Raw genomic sequence first — 24,474 nt, 5'->3', positions numbered from 1 at the left:
GAACCTACTTCGCGTTGAGTCGGGTGGCGGAGCGCTGGCGCATGAGGGTGGCGACGGCGTCGGCCACGGCGATCGGCTCCAGCGGCTGCGGGACGACGGCGTCGGCGCGCGACCAGTTGGCCAGCCAGCGGTCGTCCTTGCGGGCGACCAGCAGCAGGATCGGCGGGCAGTCGTAGACCTCGTCCTTGGCCTGCTTGCTGACACCCATGCCGCCCGCGGGCTGGGTCTCGCCGTCGAGCACGGCCACGTCGATCGTGCCGGAGTCGAGCAACTGCAGGACCTTGGGCTGGGTGGCGCACTCCACGATCTCCACCAGCGGGACGTCGGCTGCGGGACGGCGCCCGATGGCCTGCCGTACCTGGTCGCGGGTCCTGGCGTCGTCGCTGTAGACGAGGACCCTCATGGTGTCGTCGGTGCTCACGGTCGCAGCTCACTATCGGTGGTAGCAGTATGGTCACCTGGGATCGTACCGGTGCCTTCAGGCGGAAACCCAGGCCGCCGGGCGTTTTGCACTAATTGTCCCAGGCTGTGGGCGTGTTCGGGTCCACTAACGGGGGGTCGTGCGGCGACCCGACCACCAGAGCCGCAATAATGCTGCCCGTGGCGACAGCATCCGCAATTACGACGACGACGGCTCACTCGTCCCGCCGGCCGAATCTGGTCAGCGTGGGGACGATCGTGTGGCTGTCCTCTGAGCTCATGTTCTTCGCGGCGCTGTTCGCGATGTACTTCACCATCCGGTCAGTGAGTCTCGGCGAGGGCAAGGCCTGGCCCGAGGCAGAGCTGAACATTCCGTTCTCTACGGTCAACACGATCATTCTGGTCCTGTCGAGTGTGACGTGTCAGCTTGGCGTGTGGGCCGCGGAAAAGGGTCAGGTCGGCAAGCTCCGCTTCTGGTACCTCGTCAGCTTCCTCATGGGCGCCGTCTTCGTCGGCGGCCAGATCTACGAGTACATGCAGCTCGCCCACGAGGGTGCGACGCTTTCCGCGAACGCCTACACCTCGGTGTTCTATCTGACCACGGGCTTCCACGGCCTCCACGTGACCGGTGGACTGATCGCGTTCCTGTTCATGCTGGGACGCACGTACGCCGCGAAGCGCTTCACACATGAGCAGGCGACCAGCGCGATCGTCGTGTCCTACTACTGGCACTTCGTTGACGTTGTCTGGATCGGCCTTTTCGCGACCATCTACATCATCCAGTAAGGAAACGGGGATCTCTGTGACTAGGATCACCGCTCGGCGGCGGCATCCGCTCGCGAGATACGCCGTCCTGCTTTTCGCGTTGGCGCTGGTCGGGGGGGTGTACACCCTCATCACGCCGGCCAGCAGGCCGGCTGACGCCGCTCTGGCGTCCGGCAAGGCCGACGACGTCGCCGAAGGCAAGAGCCTGTTCCAGGCGCACTGCTCGAGCTGCCACGGCCTCAACGCCGAGGGGACAGCCTCCGGACCCACGCTCGTCGGCGTGGGCGCGGCGGCGGTCGACTTCCAGGTGAGCAGCGGCCGCATGCCCGCGGCCAACCCTGGCGCCCAGGCACCGCGCAAGCCCACCCCCGAGTGGGTCAACGAGGACACCACCCGCCAGCTGGCCGCCTACGTGCAGTCGCTCGGCGGCGGACCCGTCGTCCCCGACAAGAACGCGGTCGACCCCGCGCAGGGCGACGTGGCCAGGGGCGGTGAGCTCTTCCGCGCCAACTGCATCCAGTGCCACAACTGGACCGGTGCCGGCGGCGCTCTCACCCAGGGCAAGTACGCGCCGAACCTGAACGAGGCGACGCCCACGCAGATCTACGAGGCGATGGCCACCGGCCCGCAGGCGATGCCGGTCTTCAACGACTCCACGATCACGCCCAAGGAGAAGCGCGACATGATCGCGTACATCACCGATGTGCGCGAGCAGAAGGACCCCGGAGGCTTCGGTCTCGGCCGCATCGGCCCGGTCACCGAGGGCCTCGTGGCGTGGCTCGTGGGCATCAGCGCCCTCGTACTGGCCGCCATCTGGATCACCGCTAAGAAGCGACAGGCGTCATGACAGACAACGGACATGAGATCGAGCAGCCGGACGAGCGCGTCCCCAAGCGCGTCATCGGCACTCCTCCGCACGGCAAGACGTTGATCCCGGCGGAGCAGAAGCCGGACGACGTGGAGGTTCCCGGCGTCTACTACCCCGACGAGGGCAAGGCCCGCAAGGGCGAGAGGATCGTGGCGCTCTGCTTCACGGTCACCTTCATCGCCGCCCTCGTGTTCATCGTCAACTACGTGGTCTTCCAGGTGGGCGACGTCGACAGCACGGCGGTCTCCAACCTGGCACTCGGCGCGCCGCTGACGGTGGCGCTGCTCGGCCTCGCGGCCGGCATCGTGGTCTGGGTCCGCCAGGTCATGCCGAAGTACACGCTGGTCCAGGAGCGCCACGCGATGGCCTCCGACGGCGAGACCAGGAACTACGTCTCCGAGACGTTCCTGCAGGGTGCCAAGGAGAGCGGCTTCGTCAAGCGGCCGCTGCTGCGCCGTACGCTGCTGCTGGCCTCGGCCCCCCTGGGGCTGATCCCGCTGGTGCTGCTGCGCGACCTCGACAACTCCAAGATGCCCGCCTCCGCCTTCCACAAGGAGCTCCGCCACACGGTGTGGGGCACCAAGAACAAGGAGGGCAAGCCGCTCAAGCTCGTCGTCGAGGGCACGGGTCAGCCGATCCGCGCCGCCGACTTCAACTCGCCCGGCGGCATCCTGTCGGTGGTCCCCGAGGGCTACGAGCACGACCTCAACGCCCTGGCGAAGGCCACGCTGATCCTGATCAAGTTCCGCCCCGAGGAGATCAAGTCGGGCGTGAACCTGAACTGGACCCACGACGGCATCGTCGCCTACTCCAAGATCTGCACGCACGTCGGCTGCCCCGCCGCCCTCTACGAGCAGACCACGCACCACATCCTGTGCCCCTGCCACCAGTCGACGTTCGACGCCGCTGACGGTGCCAAGGTCATCTTCGGCCCGGCCGCGAGGCCGCTGCCGCAGCTGCCCATCGCGGTCGACGAGCAGGGCTACCTCATCGCCAAGGGAGACTTCGCGGTGCCCGTCGGCCCCAGCTTCTGGGAGCGCGGCGACGCCGAGGCGAAGGTCCGGTCCGAGGGAGGCCACGCATGAGCGAGCTGACGACGGTTCCCAAGGCCATCGGCGGCCCCTCGACCTACCTCGACGACCGGCTCGGCGCGGGCAGCTTCCTCCAGCGCAACCTGCGCAAGGTCTTCCCCGACCACTGGTCGTTCCTGCTCGGCGAGATCGCGCTCTACTCGTTCGTCATCCTGCTGCTGAGCGGCACGTTCCTGACGTTCTTCTTCAAACCCAGCATGATGCACGTCGTCTACGACGGCTCGTACGAGCCGCTCAAGGGCGTCATGATGTCGGAGGCCTACGCCTCCGCGCTGGAGATCAGCTTCGAGGTCCGCGGCGGCCTGCTCATGCGGCAGATCCACCACTGGGCCGCCCTGCTGTTCGTGGCCGGCATGATGGTGCACATGCTCCGCGTGTTCTTCACGGGTGCATACCGCAAGCCGCGCGAGCTCAACTGGGTGATCGGTGTCCTGCTGCTGACGCTGGCGCTGGCCGAGGGCCTGACCGGCTACTCGCTGCCGGACGACCTGCTGTCCGGCGCGGGCCTGCGCATCACCGAGGGCGTGGCGATCTCGCTGCCGCTGGTCGGCACCTACATCACCTTCTTCCTGTTCGGCGGTGAGTACCCGGGCGAGGACGTCATCTCCCGGTTCTACTCGCTGCACATCCTGCTGATCCCCGGCATCCTGCTGGCGCTGATCTCGGCGCACATGGTGCTCATGTGGGTGCAGAAGCACACCCAGATGCCCGGCAAGGGTCGCGACAACCACAACGTGGTCGGCGCGCCGTTCTACCCCGCGTTCATGCTCAAGGCCGGGGCGTACTTCCTGTTCACCTTCGCGATGGTCGCGGGACTGGCGACGTTCGCGCAGATCAACCCGATCTGGGCGTTCGGCCCCTACACCCCCGCCGACATCTCGGCCGGCTCGCAGCCCGACTTCTACATGGGCTTCCTCGAAGGCTCCCTGCGGTTGATGCCGCCATGGGAGATCAACATCTTCGGGTCCAGCGAGTTCGGCACGCTGCCGTTGAGCGTGATCATCCCGGCGCTCGTGCCGATGGGCATCGTGATGACAGGACTGGCGCTGTACCCGTTCCTGGAGCGGTGGATCACCGGCGACAACCGCGAGCACCACATCGCCGACCGTCCCCGCAACAACCCGCACCGCACCTCGATCGGCATGGCCGCCATCACGTTCTACGGCGTGCTGTGGCTGCTCGGCGCGAACGACGAACTGTCGGCCAACTTCTACATCAGCCTGAACTGGACGACCTACATCGGCCGCGTGGCGGTGATCATCGGTCCGGTGATCGCCTACATCATCACCTACCGCATCTGCCTGGGCCTGCAGCGTTCCGACGCCGCCGTCATCGGGCACGGCGTGGAGTCGGGTGTGATCAAGCGGCTGCCGCACGGCGAGTTCATCGAGATCCACACGCCGCCGGCGGAGGACATCGAGGCGCACATGCGGGGCAAGGAGGCCATCCAGCAGGTCGACGTCGACGTCGACAGCGAGGGCATCCCGCCCAAGGGCATGCGCGGCCCGCTGGGCAAGCTGCGCGGGCGGATGTCGAAGGCGTACGGCGGGGAGAAGATCCCGCTGGACGACGGTCACGGCCACGGTCACGGCGACGAGCACGCCGAGATCACCAGCGGCGACGACCGCAGCCTGACGCACTAGCTCCCAAGCGAAACGCCCCGGCCCGGACACCATCCGTCCGAGCCGGGGCGTTTCCGCGTCCCCGGCGACCTTTCTCACGGGACGGCAGGCCCTGCGGTCGGTCTTCGAGGTGGGCGTCTTCGTGGAAGGCCGAAGGTGGTCCCGGGCGAGTGCGGTCGTCAGGTCCCGATGTGGTCGTTGGCGGGCGTCCTGGTGAGGCCGACGGCGGTCTCGGGCGGACGCCTTCCCGTCATGCCCGGGTGGTCCAGGGCGGGCGTGGACCCGGCCTGTACGGCAGGCACGCCAAGCCGCCACCCCCGTCACGGGGCGGGCGTCTGTCCAGGGATACGCGTCACCGAGCGCGCGTGGCGGGGGAGGGCGACGGACAGGGCCTCACGGGCGACGTGACGGCGGCCCGCCGGAGTCCTGCTGGAGTGGCGTGATGGACGGGCCCCGGCCCCGCGCCCCGCGGTGGGCCGAACCCGGCTTGCCGTAGGGGCCGATGGCCCCGGGCGGAAACGGATGGCCCTGCGGTAGGCGGATGGCCCGGCGGAAGTTGGATGGTCCCGCGGAAGTTGGATGGTGCCGTGGAGTACGGACGGCGGAAGGACGCGGATCCGGCTCAGGGGCGATGGGCCCCGCGGGAGACCGGCGGCCCCGGAGGGCCGGCGGGGGCCCGAAGACGGGTGCCGAGGGGCGCCGGGTCAGTCGGATTCGGTGAGGCCGATGGAGAAGGCGGCGTCGAGGTCGTGCTTGGAGTACGTGCGGAACGCGATGTGCGTCGAGGTGTTGAGCACGCCCGGCACCTTGTTGAGCCGGCCGGGGATGACCTCGGCGATCTGCTCGTAGGCGGCGACGCGCACCATGGCCATCAGGTCGTATTCGCCGGTGATCGAGTAGACCTCGCTGACGCCGTCGATCTCGGCGATCGTCTGCGCGATCTCCGGGATCCGGTCCACCTCGGCGTTGATGTGAACGATTGCCGTGACCATGCCCCAACTGTATCGGGTTACCGCAATGGCCGTCCCTCGCGCCTGCTGCGGTGGTCGAGGCGCTGGTAGGCCAGGTCGATGCGGGCCTTGTGGCGGGCGGCGCCGTGCGCGGGCAACGCCCACTCGCCGTCGACCTCGACCAGCCGCACGCCCGGCCCCTCCAGCCACCGCAGGATGCACTCGGTCTCCTCGGCGCTGGCGGCGGGGATGGGACCGGCGCCGGGAGCGACGGTTTCGGAGGTGGCGACGAGCGCCTCGACGAAGGGGGTGGGGTGGGCGCCGCGTGGCATGTGGCCGGCGGCGGCGAGCCTGCCGTACCGGACGACGTGGATCTCCCATCCGCCGTCGAAGGCGGGGCTGGCGGCCACCATCTGCGGGATGCGGGTCAGGGAGGTGAGGCGCTGCATGCGGGCGGCGGTGCGGACGTAGGCGGCGAGCCGGTCACGGTCGACGGACGCCTCCTCGTAGCGCTGCTCGACGGACAGGCGCTCCATGCGGGCCTCGAGGGCGGCGAAGACGAGGGAGACGTCGGTGGCCATGGCCTTGCGGGCGCTGTCGACGTGGAGGGAGTAGTCGGCGGGCGTCTCCTTGCCCTCGCAGGGGGCGCCGCACCTGCCCATCTCGTGCAGCACGCAGGCGGGTCGCCAGGTCCTGAGGGTGAGGCGTTCGGTGCACTGGCGCAGCGGCACGGCCTCGTGGAGGGCGGTGCGGGCGTCGTCGGCGGCCTTGGCGCTGGTGAAGGGGCCGAGATAGGCGGCGCCGTCGTCCTTCAGCTCGCGGACGATGGACAGCCGGGGGAAGGCCTCGTCGGTCAGCTTGAGCCAGACGACCTTCTCGGGGAAGCGGGACCTGCGGTTGTAGCGGGGCTTGGTGCCGCCGATCAGGCGCAGCTCCCTGACCTCGGCCTCCAGCGGGGTGGCGCAGACGATGTGGCGGACCTGCTCGGCGATGCCGATCATCTCGCGGATGCGGGGCCTGGTCTCGCTCGCGGTGAAGTAGGAGCGGACGCGGTTGCGCAGGTTGGTGGACTTGCCGATGTAGAGGACCTCGCCGCGGGCGTCCTCGAACAGGTAGACGCCTGGGGCGTGGGGCACCGTCTCGGCGAGGTGGCGCTTGCGCTGCTGCTCGGGCGTGGGGGCGCGGACGAACGACTTGAGCTCTTCGAGCGTGTGCACCTGGAACGAGCCGGCGCGGGCGATCAGGCCGTGGAGGACGTCGACGGTCGCCCTGGCGTCCTGCAGGGCCCGGTGGCACGGTTCGACGGGGCTGTGGAAGAACCTGGCGAGCGTGGAGAGCTTGGCGTTGGGGATCTCGTCGCGGGTCAGGACCCTGCGCGCCAGGTCGACGGTGTCGACGACCGGGTTGACGGGCGGAGGGTAGCCCTGCGCGGCGCAGGCGGCCTTGATGAAGCCGGTGTCGAAGGCGGCGTTGTGGGCGACCAGCGTGGCGCCGGAGATGAACTCGAGAAAGCTGGGCAGCACCGACTCGACGCGCGGGGCCGCCATCACCATCGAGTCGGTGATGCCGGTCAGCACGGAGATGAACGGCGGGATCGGTCCACCGGGGTCCACGAGGGTGGCGAACTCGCCGATCACCTCGCCCGCGCGCACCTTGACCGCGCCGATCTCGGTGATCGCGTGCTCGTGCGCCGAGCCGCCGGTGGTCTCCAGGTCGAAAACGACGAAGGTGACCTCGCTCAGCGGGGTGCCGAGCTCGTCGAGAGTGCCTTGAACCGCGTCCACGTCCAAGACCATAGAGACGTCGACCGACAGTTATTCGGGCGACCCGGCGAAGACCGGGCTGACCTGCGGGCCTCAGGTGAGGGGTCGCGGGCGAGGCGGCCGGACCTCACGGGGGGAGATTATTCGTTACTCTCCCCTTTATGTCCGGGGGACGACTCGCCGGCCGCTACACCCTGATCAGGCCGCTGGGCAGCGGCGGGATGGGCAAGGTCTGGCTGGCCAGAGACGAGATGCTTGACCGCGAGGTGGCGGTCAAGGAGCTCACGCTGCCCGAAGGCCTCGACGAGCAGGGCAGGGCCGAGGCCGTCGCGAGGGCGGTGCGGGAGGCGCAGGCCACCGCGCAGCTGCGCCATCCCGGCGTGGTGGCGCTCCACGACGTCATCGTCGAGTACGGCAGGCCATGGCTGATCATGGAGCTGCTGCGCGGCCGTACGCTCGGCGAGGCCATCACGCAGGAGGGCGCGCTGCCGCCCGCGACGGTCGCCAGGATCGGCGCGGACGTGCTGGAGGCGCTGACCGCCGCCCATTCGCGCGGCCTGCAGCACCGCGACGTCAAGCCGGGCAACGTCTTCCTCACCGACAGCGGGCGGGTCGTGCTGACCGACTTCGGCATCGCCAGGCAGGAGGGCCAGGCGACGCTGACCCAGGCCGGCCTGATGATCGGCTCGCCGGGATTCATCGCGCCCGAGCGTCTGGAAGGGGAGGCCGGTGGGCCGCCGAGTGACCTGTGGTCGCTGGGCGCGACGCTGTTCGCCGCGGCTGAGGGCGTCTCCGCCTACGAGGGCACGGCGATGGAGCGCATCCAGGCGACGCTGACCATGCCGCCCAGGCCTCCGCACCGTTCGGGCCCGCTGGCACCCGTGCTGAGCGCGATGATGGCCAGGCATCCCGCCGCGCGTCCCGACCCGTGGAGCACCGTCCACGCGCTGCGCCAGGTCGCCGTGGGCCAGTCCGCTCCGCCGCTGGCGCGCCAGGACCCGACCGTCCCCGGCGTGATCGCGCGGCCGCGGTCGCGGCGCCGGTGGTGGCTGTGGCTCGTCCCCGCGGGCGCCGTGGTCGTCGCGGGCGCGGTCGCCGCGGCCCTGGTGTTCTCGCGGGGCGGTACGGCCGCGCCCACCGCGTTCACGCTTCCCGTCGACATGTGCGGGCTGCTGACCCCCTCCCAGGTCGGTGAGGTGCTCGGCACGGGCCAGCCGCCCAAGGGCGTGCAGAGCGTCGCGGACAGCGACGACAGGCTCGGCGTGTCCTGCGACTGGACGGTCAGCGGCAGGGGAGTGTCGGTGGTGGCGCAGCGCGACTCCGACACCCCGCAGCCGTGGTCGATGACCACCGAGTCGGCGCGCAGGCTGATGGAGAGCCAGCGGGTGTGGATCGGCAAGTACCAGGAGCTGCAGTGGTCGTGGAAGGAGATCGGCGCGAAGGGGCCGTTCACCGCCAAGGTCAGCAAGGCCCAGCCGCTGCAGGGCGTCGGTGAGGAGGGCTACACCTACGAGCTGAGCGCCCAGGGCAGGGTCCACACCGCCGTGGTGATGTACCGCGTGGCCAACCTGGTGATCCAGGTGGAGTTCACCACGCTGGCGAGCAGGCCCACAGACGACCAGGTCAAGCGGACCGCGCTCACTGTCGCCCGGCAGAGCGAGCAGGCGCTGCGGAGCGGGGGCTAGCGACGTGGAGTACGTGCTCGCCGGTCGGTACCGGCTGGCCGAACGGCTCGGCGAGGGCGGTGCGGGCACCGTGTGGCGCGCCCGCGACGAACGGCTCGGCCGCGACGTCGCCGTCAAGCAGGTCCGCATCCCCCAGCAGCTCGACGCGGCGGGGCGGGCGGCCTTCGTCGAGCAGGCCATCCACGAGGCCCGGTCGGCGGGCAGGCTGCGCGACCCGTCGATCGTCATGGTCCACGACGTGGTGCTCGACCAGGGGCTGCCCTGGATCATCATGGATCTGGCGACGGGGCGCTCCCTCGACAAGATCATCAAGGAGAGCGGGCCGCTGCCGCCGCACATCGTGGCCCGCATCGGCCTCCAGGTGCTGTCGGCGCTGGAAGTGGCGCACGCGCACGGGATCCTCCACCAGGACGTCAAGCCCGCCAACATCCTGCTCGACGCCGACGGCAGCGCCATGCTCACCGACTTCGGCGTGGCGGCTCCCGTGGGCGGCGTCGGCGGAGGGGGCTCGCCCGGCTACATGCCGCCCGAACGGCTGAACGGCCTGCCCGCGGGCCCCGCCTCCGACCTGTTCTCGCTGGGCGCCAGCCTCTACACCGCGGTCGAGGGCCGCGCGCCCTTCCACAGGGAGATGCAGGCGGCGGTGGCCGCCGCCGTCCTGCTGCACGATCCGCCGCCGCCGGAGCGGGCGGGCAGGGAACTGGGCAGGCTGATCCTCGACCTGCTGGCCAAGCAGCCCGAACGGCGGCCGCATCCGCGGGAGGCGCGGCAGCGGCTCACCGGCTCGACGAACACCACGCCCGTCGCCTTCCGCCCTCGTCGCAGATGGAAGCTGCCCGCCGCGCTGGCGGTCGCGGCGGTGGCCGTCGTGGGCGGCGTGACCTACGCCTTCGCCGTACCGGGGGAGGGGGATCAGGGCAGATTCGCCGACCTGCCCGACGCCTGCACGCTGCTCACCGACGCCCAGGCCGGCGCCCTGCTGGGCGGCGGCGATGTGCGCAGGGACAAGCCGATGCCGGGCAGGTGCGCGTGGCAGGTCTGGAAGGGGTCGCGCGCCGACCGCTCGATCAGCCTGCGGCTGGCCGTGCACCGGCCGCAGGGCGGCCACGACGGGCCGCAGGTGGCGAAGCTGGTGTTCGACAACGACCGGTCGGCCGCCGCCTCCTCCGACGGCTCGATCTTCAGGAAGTCCACCTACAAGATCAGGGACGTCCAGAGCGTGGGAGAGGCCGCCTTCGCCCAGGACTCGTACGAGATCTACCAGATAGGCACGGGCGACACGGGCCAGGCGCGGTACCGCGTGGCGCTGCGCGACAGCAACCTCACCGCGGAGGTCGTCTACCACACCCTGGAGGTGAAGGGCGTGGACGCGGCGGGGCAGCGGGTGGCGGTGGAGGCGGCGCGGCAGGTCACATCCTCGCTTCGAGGTTGACCAGTGCAAGTCAATTGCAATCACAGCGGCTAGCATCCATGCCCATGTCTTGGAGTCAGGACGATCCCCCTCCCACCAACCCGTACCGTGCACCGGACTGGCAGTTCCAGCAGGTGCCGACCATGCCGTCGGCGCCGCCGCCCCCACCGCCGAAGCGCCGCTCGTGGGTGCTGCCGACAGTGGCGGCAGGGGCCGCGGTCGTGCTGATCGCCGCAGGCGCGGGCGCCTTCCTCCTGTACGCCAGGCCCACCGCCGCCGACCAGCCCGCCACGCCCACCTCCAAGGCCACCCCCGTCGAGACGGCTTCGCCCTCCGACGTCCCGTCCGCGGCACCTGCGCTGGACGTCTGCGCCATGCTCCCCGCCGCGGAGACCGAGCGCCTGGTGCCCGCGGCGACCGTGGACAAGCGCTCTCGCGACGCCGACCACGCCGTCTACTCCTCCTGCGACTGGACCAACCGCCGCATCTCCTACGGCGAGTTCTGGCGCAGCCGCGAGATCAAGGTCTCCATCGCCCAGCACAAGCCCGACGGGCCGAAGACCGGCAGAACGCAGGCGCAGCAGTCGCACGACGCGGAGCGCGGCTTCTTCGCCTACAAGGCGAACAATCCGAAGAAGGACGACGCCAAACCAGGGGAGAAGGACTACTACTCGCCCGTCAAGGAGTACGCAGGGGTGGGCGACGGCGCTTTCGGCCAGTACACGTGGCGGCGCGACAAGCTGCTCTGGTACTCCTTCGGCGAGGGCAGGGCTCGCGTCGACGACCTGATCATCGAGGTGCGCTACGAGGCCAGCCAGCAGCGCAAGGACACCAAGATCCTCTCGAACGAGAGCACGCAGTCCGTCAGCGAGGAGAACGCGCTGCGCGAGGTCGGCATCCTGCTGACCCATCTGGCCAAGTCCGCCGCGGAGTGGAAGCGGGCCCACCCGGATCAGCTCGCCAAGGCCGAGCCGAGCTCGTCGCCGTCCGGGCCCCCCAAGCCGACGCCGTCCTCCACGCCCACGGTGGTGGCTCAGCTGCCCCCGGCGTGCAAGCGGATGTCGCCCGCGATGACGAAGCTCGTTCCCGGCGCCACCGAGCGCGCCAGGGCCAACGATGTCGCGGGCGTGAAGGAGAGCGAGTGCCGCTGGCTCAACCTGAACGCGTCCGCAGGTGAGGGCAGGCGCAGGATCCGCAGCGCGCTCCTCACGATCCAGGTGTTCAGCAACCGCGCGGGCGCGGGCGATCCGACCGCCGCGCTGAGCCGCTTCTCCACCAAGATCGGCAACGCCAGGTCGACGGAGGGAAGCTCGTTCGGCGGCGTCACCTGGGGCAAGATCGAGAAGGTGAAGGGGCTCGGCGACGACGCCTACATCCAGTACTGGGTCGACAAGAAGAACGCCGTGTTCAACGGCAGCGCCGACGTCGTGGTCAGGCTCGGCCCCACGGTCATCCATGCCTCGTTCGCGGGGGCGGACCTCGGGGCCGACGAGCCGACCAACTCGCCCAAGGTCAAGGTGCTGGGCGAGAAGGAGGCCCGTGACGGCGCCATGATCATCGCGAAGGAGATCCTCGCCTCGCTCGCCCAGCCGGGGTCGTAGGGAGACTCGCTCGTCCGGCTGGGGTTGTGGGGAGACTCGCTCGTCCAGCGGGGTCGTAGGAGAACGGACGGGGCCGGGCGGGCCCGCCGTCGACGGCGGCCGGCCCGCTCCTCGACGGCGACAGGGCTGACCGCCGCCGTCGGCGGGTCAGCCCTGTCGGCGCGTGCCGGTGCTCTGGACGAGGAACGGGCCCAGCAGCCCCGGCACGGCACGGGCCGCCAGGTCGAGCCCCTCGGCGGTGCCCACGTCGAGCACGTCGTAGTGGCCGTCGCCCGCCGCGGTCGTGGCGGCCACGGTGATGAGTCCGAGGCGGCGCTGGAAGAAGGACTGCCTGATCCGCCAGCCGACGATGCCGCCCGTGTCGAGCGCGACCGTGGTGCGCCCCGCCGAACCCGCCCTGGTGAGCAGGTGGCCGCCGCTGAGCCGGTGCCCGAGCCCCCTGTAGGCGTCGGCGGCCAGGGCCAGGGCGGCGGGGAGGGCCAGGGCGGGCAGCGCCCACGCGGCGAGCGGGATCCAGCCGGTCAGCCACTCGGTGATTCCCATGGCGGCGGCGAGCACGGCGACCATGAGGAGCGCCTGACGCGTGCGCCGCCCTCTGGCCGCTCGCGGGTGGGGCGCCAACTGCCCCCACCCCACCTCTCCCACGGCCTCCCCAGGGACGGAGGCCGCGTGCCCACGGCTTCCATCGCTCCCAGGGCTCCCCAAGCTCCCAGGGCTCCCCACGCTCCCAGGGCTCTCAGGGCTCCCAAGGCGAGTATGAGCACTATGGCCTGACGCAGACGCAGACGCAGACGCGGACGCAGGCGTTGGCGTCGGCGCGAGAGCCGGCGCTGGTGTGGGGTGGGTGGCAGGAGCCGGGGTGGACGCGGCGTGCAGGACGTGGGAGGCGACGCGGAAGGCCTCCGCGCGGGGGACCGGCGGGGTCAGCGCGGACACCTCCTCGCTCTCCTGCCCCTCGGCCTTGCGCAGCCCGACCGCCACCACTCTGACCTTGGCGCCCCCGCCCAGCCTCAGCAGCAGCGGCTCGGCCACCGTCACGCCGCGCAGCCTGCGTGTCTCCATGGTGAGCGAGCGGGTGGTGAGCAGCCCTCTGCGGACCCGCAGCGTCCTGGCCTCCTGCTCCAGGCGATAGTTCCCCCACGACTCGGCGAACAGGCCCACCGCGCCGACGAGCCCGACCAGCAGGCTGACGGCCAGGACGACCGGTATCGCGACCCACGGGTTGCCGACCAGCCACTCCCAGGCCACCTTGGCGGCCGAGGTGCTGAACAGGTCGATGCCGACCACGTCGAGCACCTTCTTGATCGCCCCGATCGCGATCGCGCCGCCGACGAACACCCAGATGGACAGCGGCGCGTACCTGATCCAGCTCCACCGCAGCGTGGCCACGGCCTGCCCGCTCTCCTCGTGCTCGGCGCCGGCCGCGAAAGGCGGGCCGGGCGCGGCGAGCGTGGAAGGCCCGGCGAGCGTGGAAGGCGCGGAGGGCACGGTGAGCGTGGAAGGCGCGGCGAGCGCGGGCGAAAAGGCGGCATGGCCGGGCGTGGCCGCACCCGCCCCCGTCAGGAGGGTGCGGCGCAGCGCCTCGGCGTCGGGCGCGGCCATCGCGTTCAGGGTGAGCTCGGTGTGCTCGCCCGTGGTGTGCTCGCCGGTGCCGACCTTGACGACGGCCAGGCCCAGTGCCCGCCGTACGACATCGGCCTTGACGTCGACGCTGCGCACGCGGTCACGGGGGATCGAGCGGTGCTGGCGCACCAGGATCCCCGCCCGCAGTTCGAGCCGGTCGGGGGTGAGCCTGAAGCGGGTGGTGCGCAGCCGGGCCACCCCGTAGACGTAGCCGGCGACCAGCACCAGGGCCACGGTGCCCGCTGCACAGGCGATGACCAGCTCGCGGGCGATGTCCTTATCGAGGAGGAAGCGCGTCAGGGCGAACGCGGCGGGCGCGGCGACCGTCGTGGACAGGGCCGCGTTGGCGAGGGGGATCCTATGGTGCAGCGTGCTCCACCTGACGCCGCTCTCGGTCCCCTGGTGGGTGGTCACGTGGCGTCTCCCAGTGTGGCCTGCGTGATCGCGGTGAGCCTGGCGGCCAGTTCCGCGGCGAGCTCGTGGTCCAGCCCCTCGATCTTGATGGCGCCGGCGGCGGACGCGGTCGTCACCGTGACGTCGGCGAGCCCGAACATCCGCTGCACGGGGCCGCGCGCGGTGTCGACCGTCTGGATGCGTGACATCGGCGCCACCCTCCAGGTGTGGGTGATCCAGCCTGAGCGGACGTAGACGGCCTCGTCGGTGATCTCCCATCGCTGGACCCGGTAGTAGGCGCGCGGCGCGACCGCGGCCAGCAGCACGCAGGCCAGCGAGACGGCCACGGCCGCTGTGCCGAGCGCGACCGGGTGCGGCGTGAAGAACCAGTACGCCACGGCGATGGCCACCACCAGGGGAAGGGCCAGCATGAACGCCTGCACGGTCCACCAGGTGGCGGCGCGGGGGTCGGCCAGATTGCGGGGTGGGCGAAGGGCGAGCTCGGCCATGGTTCAGCTCGTCTCCTTCTTCTTCATGGAGTTGGCCGCCGCCAGCAGCGCGAAACCGAGGACGCCGAGCGCGATGCCGGCGAACACCTCGTAGCCGTCGAGGAACGGCAGGCGGTTGATGATCAGGAAGTCGTGCGCCCAGCCCCACCAGCCGAGGACGGTGTTGATCACACCGCCGACGCCCTGGATGAGGAGCACGGTTCCGACCACTTCGACGATTCCCTTCATGCCGTCAAGCCTCCGGCTCGGACGGGGGCCGGGGCGTCGGCCGGAGGTTGAGAACGGCATCGACTTTGGTCGCTGTCGTCGTGCCGAAGGGAGCACCTAACGTGAGGGACCATGAAGTTGGAGTACCGGTGGCTGCTGCCTTCGGTCCTGCTCGGCGATCCCGACGAGGGACGGCCTGTGCGCCGCTCGACGCGAGACTGGATCGTCGACATCGTCGTCTTCGTGGCCGCCTGCGGGCTGGCGGTGCTGACGCTGCCCGACCTGGACGGCCTGGCCAGGCCGTTGCGGATCAGCGAGCAGGTGTTCGGCGCGCTCGCGTGCGCGTCGGTGTGGCTGCGCCGCCGGTGGCCGGTCACGCTGTCCGTCGTGCTGACGCTGCTGTCGGCCGTCTTCGTCATGGTGGGGGGCGGGGCGGCGTTGGCGCTGTTCACCGTCGCCGTGCACCGCCCCTTCAAGATCTCCGGCATCGTCCTCGGGCTCAACCTCCTCACGGTCTTCCCGCTGGCCTGGTGGCGGCCCGACGAGCTCGGTCCCCTGTGGACGGCGGGCGTCATGGTCCTGATCGTGCTGCTGGTGTTCGGCTGGGGGATCGTGGTCAGGTCGAGGCGGCAGCTGGTCTACTCGCTCAGGGAGCAGGCGAAGGTGGCGGGGCGCGAGGCCAGACGGCTCGAACGTGAGCGCATCGCCCGCGAGATGCACGACGTGCTTGCCCACCGGATCTCCATCCTCAGCCTGCACGCGGGCGCGCTGGAGTTCAGGCCCGACGCGCCGGCCGAGCAGATCGCCAAGGCGGCGGGCGCGATCAGGGAGAGCGCCCACCAGGCGCTGCAGGATCTGCGCGAGGTCATCGGCGTGCTGCGCCAGCCTGGCGAGCAGGGGGAGCTCCTGCCCGAGCGGCCGCAGCCCACGCTGGCAGACCTGCCGAGCCTGGTGGAGGAGTCGCGGGAAGCGGGCATGGAAGTGGAGCTCCGGCTGGACGTCGAGCAGGCGCCGGAGAGCCTCGGCCGCAACGCCTACCGGATCGTCCAGGAGGCGCTCACCAACGCCCGCAAGCACGCCCCTGGCGCACTCGTCAGGGTCGGTATGGAGGGCGGGCGGGGCGAGGGGCTGACCATCGCGGTGCGCAACAAGATCGGCTGGCCGTCCGCCATCCCGGGCACGGGCACGGGTCTGATCGGGCTGGCCGAGCGGGCCGAGCTGGCGGGCGGACGGCTGGAGCATCGCCGTACCCCTGAGGGTGATTTCGTTCTGGAAGCATGGTTGCCGTGGCAGACATGAAGATTCGCGTGCTGATCGTCGACGACGACGCGCTCGTCAGGGCGGGGCTGTCGATGATCCTCGGCGGCACGGGCGACATCGAGGTGGTGGGAGAGGCCGCCGACGGAGACCAGGTGCCGAAGATGGTCGCCCAGCACCGCCCCGACGTGGTGCTCATGGACATCCGCATGCCGCGCGTCGACGGGCTGTCGGCGACGGAGGTGCTGCGCGCCACGACGGGCTCGCCCGAGGTGGTGGTGCTGACCACCTTCCACGCCGACGCGCAGGTGCTGCGGGCGCTGCGGGCCGGCGCGGCGGGGTTCCTGCTGAAGGACATCCCGCCCGCGGACCTGGTCGCCGCCATCCGCAGGGTCGCGTCGGGCGAGCCGATCCTGTCGCCCGCCGTCACCAGACAGCTCATCTCGCACGTGGCCGACGGCGGGGCGGGCGGGCGCAGGGACTCCGCGCGCGTCCTGCTGGCACGGCTGAGCGAGCGCGAGCGCGAGGTGGCGGTGGCGGTCGGGCAGGGCAGGTCCAACGCCGAGATCGGCGGCGAGCTCTACATGAGTGTCGCGACCGTCAAGGCGCACGTCTCGCGCATCCTGACCAAGCTGGGCCTCAACAACAGGGTGCAGATCGCGCTGCTGGTCCACGACTCGGAGTCATGACAGCATCCGCTCCAGCAGGGCGCGGTGCAGTATCAGGTCGTCGGGGTCGTCGGGCGCGGGCTGCTCGCCGAAGTGGATACGGCGCTGCCAGACACGGGCCATGACGATCCCGTGCCTGAGCGCGGCGTACGCCTCGTAGAAGTCCATGTCGCGCGGCTGGTGGCCGGTAAGGTCGCGGTAGACGGCGCAGACGTCGGCGCGGCGCATGAAGTCCGGCAGTCCCCGCAGTTCGAACACCTCGGCGAGATCCTGGAAGAAGCGGTGCAGGAAGATCATCCAGGCCAGGTCGAGCTCACGCGGACCCACCGCCGCCATCTCCCAGTCGAGCACCGCCACAGGGGTGTAGTCCCTGTACATGACGTTCCCGATCCTGGCGTCGCCCCAGGTGAGCACGTCGGGACCTGGCTCGTCCGGCCAGTGGTCCTCCAGCCAGTCGAAGGCCCGCTCCAGCAGCGGGATGCGCGTCGGCCCGCGCATCCACTCGTAGTAGGCGCGCTGGGCGTCGACGTGGGCCCGCAGCCCGCGCCCGCCGAGCGGCGCCAGCTCGGCGTCGCTGAACTCGGTGCCGTGCAATCTCGCGGCGACGGCGACCGTGGCGTCCTGCAGCCGCCGCCGGTCGCCGGGCTCGGCCTCCAGCAGCCAGCCCTCGAAGGTGTACGGCGGCACGTCGGGCGGCACCTCGCCCTCCTCCCGCTCCATCACGAAGAACGGCGTGCCGAGCGGCTCGGCCGACGGTTCGAACCGCAGGGTCCTCGGCGCGGGCACCCCCGCCCGCTCCCTGGCCAGCCGCATCACCTCGAACTGCGTGCCGAGGTCGTAGGTGGGGAAGACGGGCACCGCCTCGTGGGCGGGCGCGAGGCGGGCCACGCACCTGCTCGTCCCCGCGGTGAAGAACAGCGTCTCGCTGGACATCCCGTTGGCGGACGGGCGCGACAGCTGGGAGACGTCGTCGCCCAGCCAGGCGCTCAGCCGCTCGCGCAGGTCATCGAGATCCCTGGTGGAGGTACGCATCGGCTCGGTCACGCCCCTGTCGTACATCTCCAACCAAGCGCTTGTCCATATGTGAGTCACGACACGGACATGTGCGTGACAGCCTTACCCTTGGTGAGTAGGACAATCGCGAAGGGTCAGTTGAGAGGCAGTGGGATGAGCTCAGCCGGTGAAGGCCTGTCTCGTCCACTCCCTGAGCAGGTGCGGCTCAACGTGGTGGATTTGGCGGCGCAGCTGCTCGGCACGATGCCGGCCACTGCCGTCCCACCGCCGCTGCGCGGCATCGCGAAGTTCGACCCGCGCAAACGCGCCAAACTCGGTAGCGCCCCCATCGCCGCCCAGCTGGAGAACGACAAGAAGTTCCGCGAGGCCGTCGCCGAGTCGATCGAGAAGGGCTGGCCCGAACTGGTCGCGTCGCTGGCCGAGGGCAATGCGCCACCCGCCGCTGACCCCGTGCTGGTCGCGGCGGCAGCCTATCTGACCAGGCCGCCCGGGTGGGCGGAAATGGTGGAGATGGCGCGAGTCGACCTGGAGCAGTCGGCGGTCGCGGCCGAGGGCTCGGCCCAGGAGGCGACGGTCACGCGGCTGCGCGAGCAGCTGGCCGCCCAGAAGACCGCCGCGAAGGAAGAGAGCGAACGGCTGCGCGAGCAGCTCAAGGCATCCAGGGCCGAGAACTCCGACCTGCGCCGCAAGCTCCACGACGCCAGGGAGCGGCTCAAAGCCGCCGACCGGCGCGCCGACGAGATGGCGCATGCCGCTGAGGAGGCCAAGCTGGCCGCGTCCACGGCGGGCAGCGCCGGCGAGTCGGAGCTGCGACGGTTGAAGGAGCGCCTGGCCGACGTCGAGCGGCAGCTCGAAGCCTCACGCAGGGCCGCCCGCGAGGGCCGCAGCGTCGAGGACAGCAGGATCAGAGTGCTGCTCGACGCCCTCCAGGACGCCTCCGCGGGGCTGCGCAGGGAGCTGGCCCTGCCCACCACGATCAGCAGGCCCGCCGACTCGGTCGCCGCCGTCGCCCCCGGCGTGCCCACCGTGCGGGGAGTGCCCGCCAGAGCGCTGGCCGACGACGACCCGCAGCTGCTCGACCAGCTGCTGGCACTGCCGCAGGTGCACCTGATCATCGACGGCTACAACGTGACCAAGACCGGGTACGGCACGCTCACGCTCGCCGACCAGCGCAACCGGCTGATGACCGGCCTCGGCGGCCTGGTCGCGCAGACCAGGGTCGAGGTGACCGTGGTCTTCGACGGCGCGGAGCTCAACGCGCCGGTGCAGGTCGTCGCGCCGCGCGGGGTGCGGGTGATGTTCAGCGCGCCCGGCGAGATCGCCGACGACCTGATCCGCCAGCTCGTCAGGGCCGAGCCGCAGGGCAGGGCGATCGCGGTGGTCTCCTCCGACCGCGAGGTGGCCGAGTCGGTGCGCAGGATGGGCGCGCGCCCCGTGCAGTCGGCGCTGCTCCTGCGCCGTCTTGGCCGGGCCTAGGTCACAAATTGGGCGACATTTTGAGCTGCTAGGCGACGCTTCTGTACTATTTCGCCCCAGGCGTGATCACTGGGAGGCGTGTCGCTGTGAGGTTTGGCCGGGTACCGGTGGCTGCGGGTCTCGTGATCGGGGCTCTTCTCCTGCCTCTGGACGGCGCGGTCGCCGATCCCAAACCGACGATCGCGCAGGCGAAGGCCAAGCTCGAGAAGCTCAACGACAAGGCCGACAAGGTCGTCGACAAGTACAACACCGCCACCGAGAAGTACAAGAAGGCCAAGAAGACCTTCACCGGCCTCAACAACCGGTACAAGAGCAAGGTGGCCAAGGTGGCCGGCCTGCGGGCCGAGGTCGTCGGCATGGCGGTCAACGCCTACCAGGGCGCCGACATGACCTCGTGGACCACGATGCTGAGCGACGCCGACCCCACGGCGACCCTCGGCAGCATGGCGCTCATGGACCAGATGACGAACGAGCGGGCGCAGGTGCTCGCCGTCTTCGACCAGGAGAACCGCCAGCTCAAGGCCGACAAGGAGCAGGCCAAGGGCGCGCTCACCGAGGCGGACAAGCTGCGCGACGAGGTCAAGTCGGAGAAGGACAAGGTCCTCGAGCTGATCAAGGAGCAGGAGAAGCTGCTGCGAAAGCTCGGCGCCTACAAGGTCGGCAACCCGAACAGCACCGGCATCAAGTACACCGGTTCGGCCTCCGGCAACGCGGCCTCCGTGCTCAGCTTCGCCTTCGCCCAGGTCGGCAAGCCCTACCAGTACGGCGGGACCGGGCCCGGCGGCTGGGACTGCTCGGGCCTGACCCAGGCCTCGTGGCGGGCGGGCGGCGTGTCGCTGCCGCGGACGACGTGGGAGCAGTGGGCGTGGGGCGCCAAGCGCAGGGTCTCGCTCGACGCCCTGCAGCCCGGCGACCTGATCTTCAGCGAGGGCCTCGGGCACGTGAGCATCTACGCGGGCGACGGCAAGATCGTGCACGCCCCCCAGACGGGTGACGTGGTGAAGGTCGTCCCCCTGTCCGCCTACGGCAGGCGGCTCGTCGGCGCCATCCGCCCGTAGGCCTCGCCCATCTCGCGCAACACCTCCAGATAGGCGCTCACCGCGGGCGGGCGTCCACGCGCAGGCAGGAAGACGGCGCTGATCCGCCTGGCGGGCAGCCGCGGCGAGGGCTCCACCAGCCTAATGTCGGCGCGTACGGCCCTGCCCGCGATCGACGGGTAGAGCATCACCCCGACCCCCGCCGCCACCAGGCCCTGGCGGCCGTTCCAGTCGTCGCACAGGTGGCTGATCCTCGGCGCGCGGCCCATCGCGGCCGCCAGCTCCGCGATGGGGCCCAGGCAGTCGGGGTGGGTGCCGTCGATCCACGGCTCGTCGGCCAGGTCGGCCAGCCGTACGCGCTCGGCCGCCGCCAGCGGGTGCTCGGCGGGCAGGGCGACCAGCAGCTCGTCCTCGAACAGGTCGAGCACCTCGAGCCCGGGTTCGGGAGCGGCGTCCCATGAGGTGCGCAGGTCGACGTCGATCGCGCCTTCCATCAAGCCCTCCCCGCCGACGGTGAGGGAGAGTTCGACGGCGGGGCGGGCAGCGGCGAAACGGCGGAAGCTCTCGGGGACGAACCTGGTGGCCGCGCTGGGGAAGGCCGCGACCCTGACCGTGCCGGCCTCGGCCGTGGTGAAGGCCCGCAACCTGGTCTCGAACAGGCTCATCCCGTTGAGCACGGCCTCGGCCTGCTCGATGGCCGCCAGGCCCGCCTCGGTGGGCTGGACGCCTCTCGGACGGCGGTGGAAGAGCGTGACGCCGGTGCGGCGTTCGAGGGTGGCGATCTGTCTCGAGACGGCCGGCTGGGTCATCGACAGGGCCTCGGCCGCTCCCGAGAAGGAGCCGCGCCGTCCGACCTCCAGCAGCACGCGAAGCGACCACGTATCAAGCATGCCGAGAGCTTATGGGTAGGGCGTAAGCCCTCGCTTCCGGCTCATGTTACTGGTGTGACATATGTGACAAATGGGACCTGACAAGTCGTCATTGGTACAAGTGTGACAAGGGTCACTTTCGCCCGACGAAGGGCTCTGTGGAGCAGCGGATCCGGTCCTGACAAGTGCCGGTCGGTGATCTTGACATCTTTACTTCGGCTTTGCCTGCCGTTGGGCATCCAGGTACCTTCTCGCATCGCGGCGACCAAGCCATGGCGCCGGCAACGTCCACCGGCCCGCGAAGTGGCCGGTGTGCGCGCAAAAGATCCGCTGGTCGCCGCGCCGAGGCCGCTGAGAGGCGTGCGCGGTCGACCTGCCGAATCCGTGCGGCATGGAGCACGGAGCCGGGGACCCACGTACCTGGGGTGAATCCGGCCTTCGGGCCGGAAGGGCGACTTCCACGCCCGAACCCGTCAGCTAACCCGGTAGGCATTCGTGGAAGTCCCGAGGAGACGTTCTGTCTACCCCCTTGAAGAAAACCCGTCTGTCCTGCCTTGCCCTGAGTGGCGTCGTGGCGGCGATGGGAGGAGTCGTCCTCCACGCACCCACGGCACAGGCGACCGTGACCGCTGAGGCGGTGAGCACCCTGAAGACGGTGAGCACCGCGCAGACGGCCGCGGCGTCGACGTCCAAGGCGAAGCAGCAGACCAAGGCCGCTCGGCAGAAGGTGAAGGCCGCCAAGGCCGTCGCCATGGCGAAGAAGCAGGTCGGCGACCCGTATCGCTTCGGCGGCACGGGACCGGGTGCCTTCGACTGCTCAGGACTGGTCCAGTACGCCTGGGCCAAGGCCGGCATCAAGATCCCGCGCGTGACGTACAGCCAGTACTCGCGCATCAGGAAGAAGGTCACATGGAGCAACCTCAAGCCAGGTGACCTGATGTTCTTCCGCGGGAAAGGCCACGTGGGCATGTTCGTCGGCCACGGCCGGATGATCCACTCGCCGAGCACAGGCAAGACCGTGCGGATCGAGAAGCTCAGCGGCTGGCGCAAGGCCTCCTTCGCCGGCGCGGTCCGCCCCGGCGCCTAGCCGGACGTCCAGAACCCCGTCCACCCCCCTCGGACGGGGTTCTGGCCTGTCCGGGCTAGCATCGCAGCCGTGGTGACCCGCAGAACGCTGCTGGCGGCCGCGCTGGCCTGCCCCGCGATCTGCACGGTGGCGGGGTCGGCGGGGCGTCGGCTGCCGCCCGAGGCCAGAGGGCTGTGGGCGGCCGGCGTCACCGTGGCGTACGGCACGCGCTCGCTCGTCGTGGGCCACGACGCCGAGGCCGCGCTCCTCCGCGACCTCGCCTCCAGAGCCGACGCGGCCGCGCTCACCGTCTCCGCCGTCCTGCGGCGCGCCGTACGGCCGTTGGTGCTGGTGCCCAGGACCTCCGCGGAGGCCGCCGCGCTCGCGGGCACGGGAGCCGTGGAAGGACTGGCCGCGCTGGCCTCGCAGGGACGGGTGATCGTCCTGCCCGGCGCGTTCGCGCGGCTGACGCCCGTCGGCCGCGACGTCGTCCTCGCCCACGAGCTCACCCACGTGGCCGCCGGCACCGAAGGACGGCCCGTGTGGCTGCGGGAGGGCTTCGCCGACTACGTCGGCTACCTGCGCTCGGGCCTCCCCACGCGGGTGGCGGCGGCGGAGCTGGCGGCCGAGGCGCGCGCGGGACTGCTCCCTTCCGCGCTGCCCGCCGACGCCGACTTCGCGCCGGGCTCGCCGCGGCTCGCGCAGGTCTACCAGGAGGCGTGGCTGGCCTGCCGGCTGGTCGCCACCGTGTACGGCGAGCATGCGCTCGTCGACCTCTACCATCGGGCTGCCGGACAGGATCTCGACCACGCGCTGGAGCCGCTGGGCCTGTCGGTCCGCGCGCTCGTCACGCGTTGGCGGGAGTATGTCCGGGACGAGCTGACCGGCGCGAAGGGAAACGGATGAGGCGGCTGGACCGGCAGGCGGGCATCGCGCTGGTGGTGCTCGGGGCGGCGATCCTCGCGGTCGTGGCGTTCACCACGCCGTGGGACCTCCTGCGGGGGGCGCCCTCCGTACCGCCCGATCCCGCGCGGGACTTCACCGCCGCCGAGATCGCCCGAGCCCGAGCCTTCGACGCGGCCACCAGCGTGCCGGCCTACCTGTCACTCGGGCTGACCGTCGTGTTCGCGGGACTGCTCGTGGCCACGCCACTCGGCGCGCGCCTGCTCGGCAGGCTCAGAGGGCCGTGGTGGCTGCGCGTCGTCCTCGGTGTCGTCGTGCTGACCGCCGTCGTCGAGCTGCTGCGCTGGCCGCTCGGCATGTGGTTCGAGACCGAGCTGCGCGCCTTCGGGCTCTCCACCCAGAACTGGGGGAGCTGGACGGGTGACAGGTTGAAGTCCATCGGCGTGCGCGTCGTGCTGCTGTCCGTCATGGTGCTGGCGATCGTCGGCCTGGCCAGGCGCTTCAAGCGGTGGTGGGTGCCCGCGGCCGCCGGTGCGTTCGTGCTGACGGTGGGGGCCTCCTTCATCTACCCCGTCGTCTTCGAGCCGCTCTTCAACGACTTCACCCCGATGCCCGCGGGACAGCCGCGCACCCGGCTGCTCGGCCTGGCCGAGCGGGCCGACGTGCCCGTCGAGGATGTGCTCGTCGCCGACGCCTCCCGCAGGACCACCGCGCTCAACGCCTACGTGTCCGGGTTCGGCGCGACGCGCAGGATCGTCGTCTACGACACGCTGCTTGCCGCGCCGGAGAAGGAGGTGGAGCTGATCATCGCGCACGAGCTGGGACACGCCAAGTACAACGACGTGCTCCACGGCACGCTGGTGGGCGGGCTCGGCGCGGCCTTCGGGGCGGTGCTGCTGTTCTGTGTGGCCCCGCTGTGGCGGCGGCCGCTCTCGGATCCGCTGGCGGTGGGCGCCGTCATGGGATTCCTCTCGCTGGCGACCGTGCTGTCGGGGCCTGCCCAGAACGTCGTCAGCCGTCACGTCGAGGCCAGAGCCGACCTGCACGCGCTCGACCTCACCCGTGACCCTGAGACGTTCATCTCCATGCAAAAGCGGCTTGCCATTACCAACATTTCGGACTTGTCGCCGGATGTCGTGGAATATGTGCTCTATGCCTCGCACCCGACCGCACCACAGCGCATCGCCATGGCCCGCTCATGGGAGCTCATGAACATCCCGTGAGCACGGGCCTGCCCATGACCGCGGCCCGTCCCGCGATCATGGCTCTCTCCGTG

General features: G+C 70.7%; 23 protein-coding genes and 1 riboswitch. Of the genes, 14 read left to right on the top strand and 9 right to left on the bottom strand.

Features of this window, described 5'->3' with window-relative positions; all coding sequences use genetic code 11:
* Window positions 1-4: 4 nt before the first annotated feature.
* Complete coding sequence (locus ACFSKW_RS41515) at window positions 5-403, bottom strand: hypothetical protein (RefSeq protein ID WP_358124718.1); 399 nt, start codon at window positions 401-403, stop codon at window positions 5-7.
* A gap of 188 nt (window positions 404-591) precedes the next feature.
* On the opposite strand from ACFSKW_RS41515, the gene ctaE reads away from it, so the two are divergent.
* From ctaE to qcrB, 4 genes are read left to right on the top strand one after another with little or no spacing between them, the layout of a single operon-like run.
* The gene (gene ctaE, locus ACFSKW_RS41510; RefSeq protein ID WP_379579616.1) at window positions 592-1,206 is read left to right on the top strand and encodes an aa3-type cytochrome oxidase subunit III; all 615 of its coding nucleotides are present in this window, start codon (window positions 592-594) and stop codon (window positions 1,204-1,206) included.
* 16 nt (window positions 1,207-1,222) lie between these two features.
* Window positions 1,223-2,032 (top strand): cytochrome bc1 complex diheme cytochrome c subunit, encoded by an 810-nt coding sequence (gene qcrC / locus ACFSKW_RS41505; RefSeq protein WP_379579614.1) that lies wholly within the window; start codon window positions 1,223-1,225, stop codon window positions 2,030-2,032.
* Window positions 2,029-3,138 (top strand): cytochrome bc1 complex Rieske iron-sulfur subunit, encoded by a 1,110-nt coding sequence (qcrA, locus tag ACFSKW_RS41500; protein ID WP_379579612.1) that lies wholly within the window; start codon window positions 2,029-2,031, stop codon window positions 3,136-3,138. Before qcrC ends, qcrA begins: the two co-directional genes overlap by 4 nt.
* Window positions 3,135-4,787 carry a cytochrome bc1 complex cytochrome b subunit gene (gene qcrB, locus ACFSKW_RS41495; RefSeq protein WP_379579610.1) on the top strand — a complete coding sequence of 551 codons (1,653 nt, stop codon included), beginning with the start codon at window positions 3,135-3,137 and terminating at the stop codon, window positions 4,785-4,787. The genes qcrA and qcrB overlap by 4 nt, the downstream gene beginning before the upstream one ends.
* Window positions 4,788-4,945: 158 nt before the next feature.
* Here qcrB and ACFSKW_RS41490 read toward each other — a convergent pair whose 3' ends face one another.
* The 3 genes from ACFSKW_RS41490 to ACFSKW_RS41480 form a co-directional block, all read right to left on the bottom strand.
* A complete protein-coding gene (locus ACFSKW_RS41490; RefSeq protein WP_379579608.1) occupies window positions 4,946-5,068 on the bottom strand; it encodes a hypothetical protein in 123 nt (40 codons plus the stop codon).
* A gap of 402 nt (window positions 5,069-5,470) precedes the next feature.
* Complete coding sequence (locus ACFSKW_RS41485) at window positions 5,471-5,758, bottom strand: Lrp/AsnC family transcriptional regulator (protein WP_358123825.1); 288 nt, start codon at window positions 5,756-5,758, stop codon at window positions 5,471-5,473.
* Window positions 5,759-5,775: 17 nt separating this feature from the next.
* Window positions 5,776-7,512, bottom strand: coding sequence for a DEDD exonuclease domain-containing protein (locus ACFSKW_RS41480; protein WP_379579606.1), 1,737 nt, complete (start codon window positions 7,510-7,512; stop codon window positions 5,776-5,778).
* A gap of 128 nt (window positions 7,513-7,640) precedes the next feature.
* On the opposite strand from ACFSKW_RS41480, the gene ACFSKW_RS41475 reads away from it, so the two are divergent.
* From ACFSKW_RS41475 to ACFSKW_RS41465, 3 genes are read left to right on the top strand one after another with little or no spacing between them, the layout of a single operon-like run.
* Window positions 7,641-9,164 (top strand): serine/threonine-protein kinase, encoded by a 1,524-nt coding sequence (locus tag ACFSKW_RS41475; RefSeq protein ID WP_379579605.1) that lies wholly within the window; start codon window positions 7,641-7,643, stop codon window positions 9,162-9,164.
* A 13-nt stretch (window positions 9,165-9,177) separates the two neighbouring features.
* On the top strand, window positions 9,178-10,596 hold the full coding sequence (locus tag ACFSKW_RS41470; protein WP_379579603.1) for a serine/threonine-protein kinase: 1,419 nt from the start codon (window positions 9,178-9,180) through the stop codon (window positions 10,594-10,596).
* A 44-nt stretch (window positions 10,597-10,640) separates the two neighbouring features.
* A complete protein-coding gene (locus ACFSKW_RS41465) occupies window positions 10,641-12,176 on the top strand; it encodes a hypothetical protein (RefSeq protein ID WP_379579601.1) in 1,536 nt (511 codons plus the stop codon).
* 147 nt (window positions 12,177-12,323) lie between these two features.
* On the opposite strand, the gene ACFSKW_RS41460 is transcribed toward ACFSKW_RS41465, so the two are convergent.
* From ACFSKW_RS41460 to ACFSKW_RS41450, 3 genes are read right to left on the bottom strand one after another with little or no spacing between them, the layout of a single operon-like run.
* The gene (locus ACFSKW_RS41460; RefSeq protein ID WP_379579599.1) at window positions 12,324-14,213 is read right to left on the bottom strand and encodes a PH domain-containing protein; all 1,890 of its coding nucleotides are present in this window, start codon (window positions 14,211-14,213) and stop codon (window positions 12,324-12,326) included.
* The gene (locus tag ACFSKW_RS41455; RefSeq protein WP_379579597.1) at window positions 14,210-14,701 is read right to left on the bottom strand and encodes a PH domain-containing protein; all 492 of its coding nucleotides are present in this window, start codon (window positions 14,699-14,701) and stop codon (window positions 14,210-14,212) included. The genes ACFSKW_RS41460 and ACFSKW_RS41455 overlap by 4 nt, the downstream gene beginning before the upstream one ends.
* A gap of 3 nt (window positions 14,702-14,704) precedes the next feature.
* On the bottom strand, window positions 14,705-14,929 hold the full coding sequence (locus tag ACFSKW_RS41450) for a hypothetical protein (RefSeq protein WP_379579595.1): 225 nt from the start codon (window positions 14,927-14,929) through the stop codon (window positions 14,705-14,707).
* 111 nt (window positions 14,930-15,040) lie between these two features.
* On the opposite strand from ACFSKW_RS41450, the gene ACFSKW_RS41445 reads away from it, so the two are divergent.
* Window positions 15,041-16,207 carry a sensor histidine kinase gene (locus tag ACFSKW_RS41445; protein WP_379579593.1) on the top strand — a complete coding sequence of 389 codons (1,167 nt, stop codon included), beginning with the start codon at window positions 15,041-15,043 and terminating at the stop codon, window positions 16,205-16,207.
* Complete coding sequence (locus ACFSKW_RS41440) at window positions 16,204-16,854, top strand: response regulator (protein WP_379579591.1); 651 nt, start codon at window positions 16,204-16,206, stop codon at window positions 16,852-16,854. The genes ACFSKW_RS41445 and ACFSKW_RS41440 overlap by 4 nt, the downstream gene beginning before the upstream one ends.
* Here ACFSKW_RS41440 and ACFSKW_RS41435 read toward each other — a convergent pair.
* Window positions 16,849-17,877 carry a phosphotransferase family protein gene (locus ACFSKW_RS41435; protein ID WP_379579589.1) on the bottom strand — a complete coding sequence of 343 codons (1,029 nt, stop codon included), beginning with the start codon at window positions 17,875-17,877 and terminating at the stop codon, window positions 16,849-16,851. The two genes, ACFSKW_RS41440 and ACFSKW_RS41435, sit on opposite strands and share 6 nt — an antisense overlap.
* 180 nt (window positions 17,878-18,057) lie before the next feature.
* Between ACFSKW_RS41435 and ACFSKW_RS41430 the strand changes: the two genes are divergently transcribed.
* Together ACFSKW_RS41430 and ACFSKW_RS41425 are read left to right on the top strand one after the other, a co-directional pair.
* Window positions 18,058-19,323 carry an NYN domain-containing protein gene (locus tag ACFSKW_RS41430; protein ID WP_379579587.1) on the top strand — a complete coding sequence of 422 codons (1,266 nt, stop codon included), beginning with the start codon at window positions 18,058-18,060 and terminating at the stop codon, window positions 19,321-19,323.
* Window positions 19,324-19,430: 107 nt separating this feature from the next.
* On the top strand, window positions 19,431-20,381 hold the full coding sequence (locus ACFSKW_RS41425) for a C40 family peptidase (RefSeq protein WP_379579585.1): 951 nt from the start codon (window positions 19,431-19,433) through the stop codon (window positions 20,379-20,381).
* On the opposite strand, the gene ACFSKW_RS41420 is transcribed toward ACFSKW_RS41425, so the two are convergent.
* Window positions 20,345-21,250 (bottom strand): LysR family transcriptional regulator, encoded by a 906-nt coding sequence (locus ACFSKW_RS41420; RefSeq protein ID WP_379579583.1) that lies wholly within the window; start codon window positions 21,248-21,250, stop codon window positions 20,345-20,347. The genes ACFSKW_RS41425 and ACFSKW_RS41420 overlap by 37 nt on opposite strands.
* A 343-nt stretch (window positions 21,251-21,593) precedes the next feature.
* Window positions 21,594-21,736: riboswitch (cyclic di-AMP (ydaO/yuaA leader) on the top strand.
* A 130-nt stretch (window positions 21,737-21,866) separates the two neighbouring features.
* Here ACFSKW_RS41420 and ACFSKW_RS41415 point away from each other — a divergent pair.
* The 3 genes from ACFSKW_RS41415 (at window position 21,867) to ACFSKW_RS41405 (ending at window position 24,421) form a co-directional block, all read left to right on the top strand.
* Window positions 21,867-22,316: a C40 family peptidase gene (locus tag ACFSKW_RS41415; RefSeq protein WP_379579581.1), complete on the top strand. Its 450-nt coding sequence runs from the start codon at window positions 21,867-21,869 to the stop codon at window positions 22,314-22,316.
* Window positions 22,317-22,385: 69 nt separating this feature from the next.
* On the top strand, window positions 22,386-23,201 hold the full coding sequence (locus ACFSKW_RS41410; protein ID WP_379579580.1) for a hypothetical protein: 816 nt from the start codon (window positions 22,386-22,388) through the stop codon (window positions 23,199-23,201).
* Complete coding sequence (locus tag ACFSKW_RS41405) at window positions 23,198-24,421, top strand: M48 family metallopeptidase (protein WP_379579578.1); 1,224 nt, start codon at window positions 23,198-23,200, stop codon at window positions 24,419-24,421. The genes ACFSKW_RS41410 and ACFSKW_RS41405 overlap by 4 nt, the downstream gene beginning before the upstream one ends.
* Window positions 24,422-24,474: the final 53 nt, after the last annotated feature.

The sequence above is a fragment of the Nonomuraea mangrovi genome, assembly GCF_042681425.1.
GTDB lineage: Bacteria > Actinomycetota > Actinomycetes > Streptosporangiales > Streptosporangiaceae > Nonomuraea > Nonomuraea mangrovi.
Note: the sequence above shows the minus strand (reverse complement) of the source record. Positions and strands in the feature narration are given on the sequence as shown.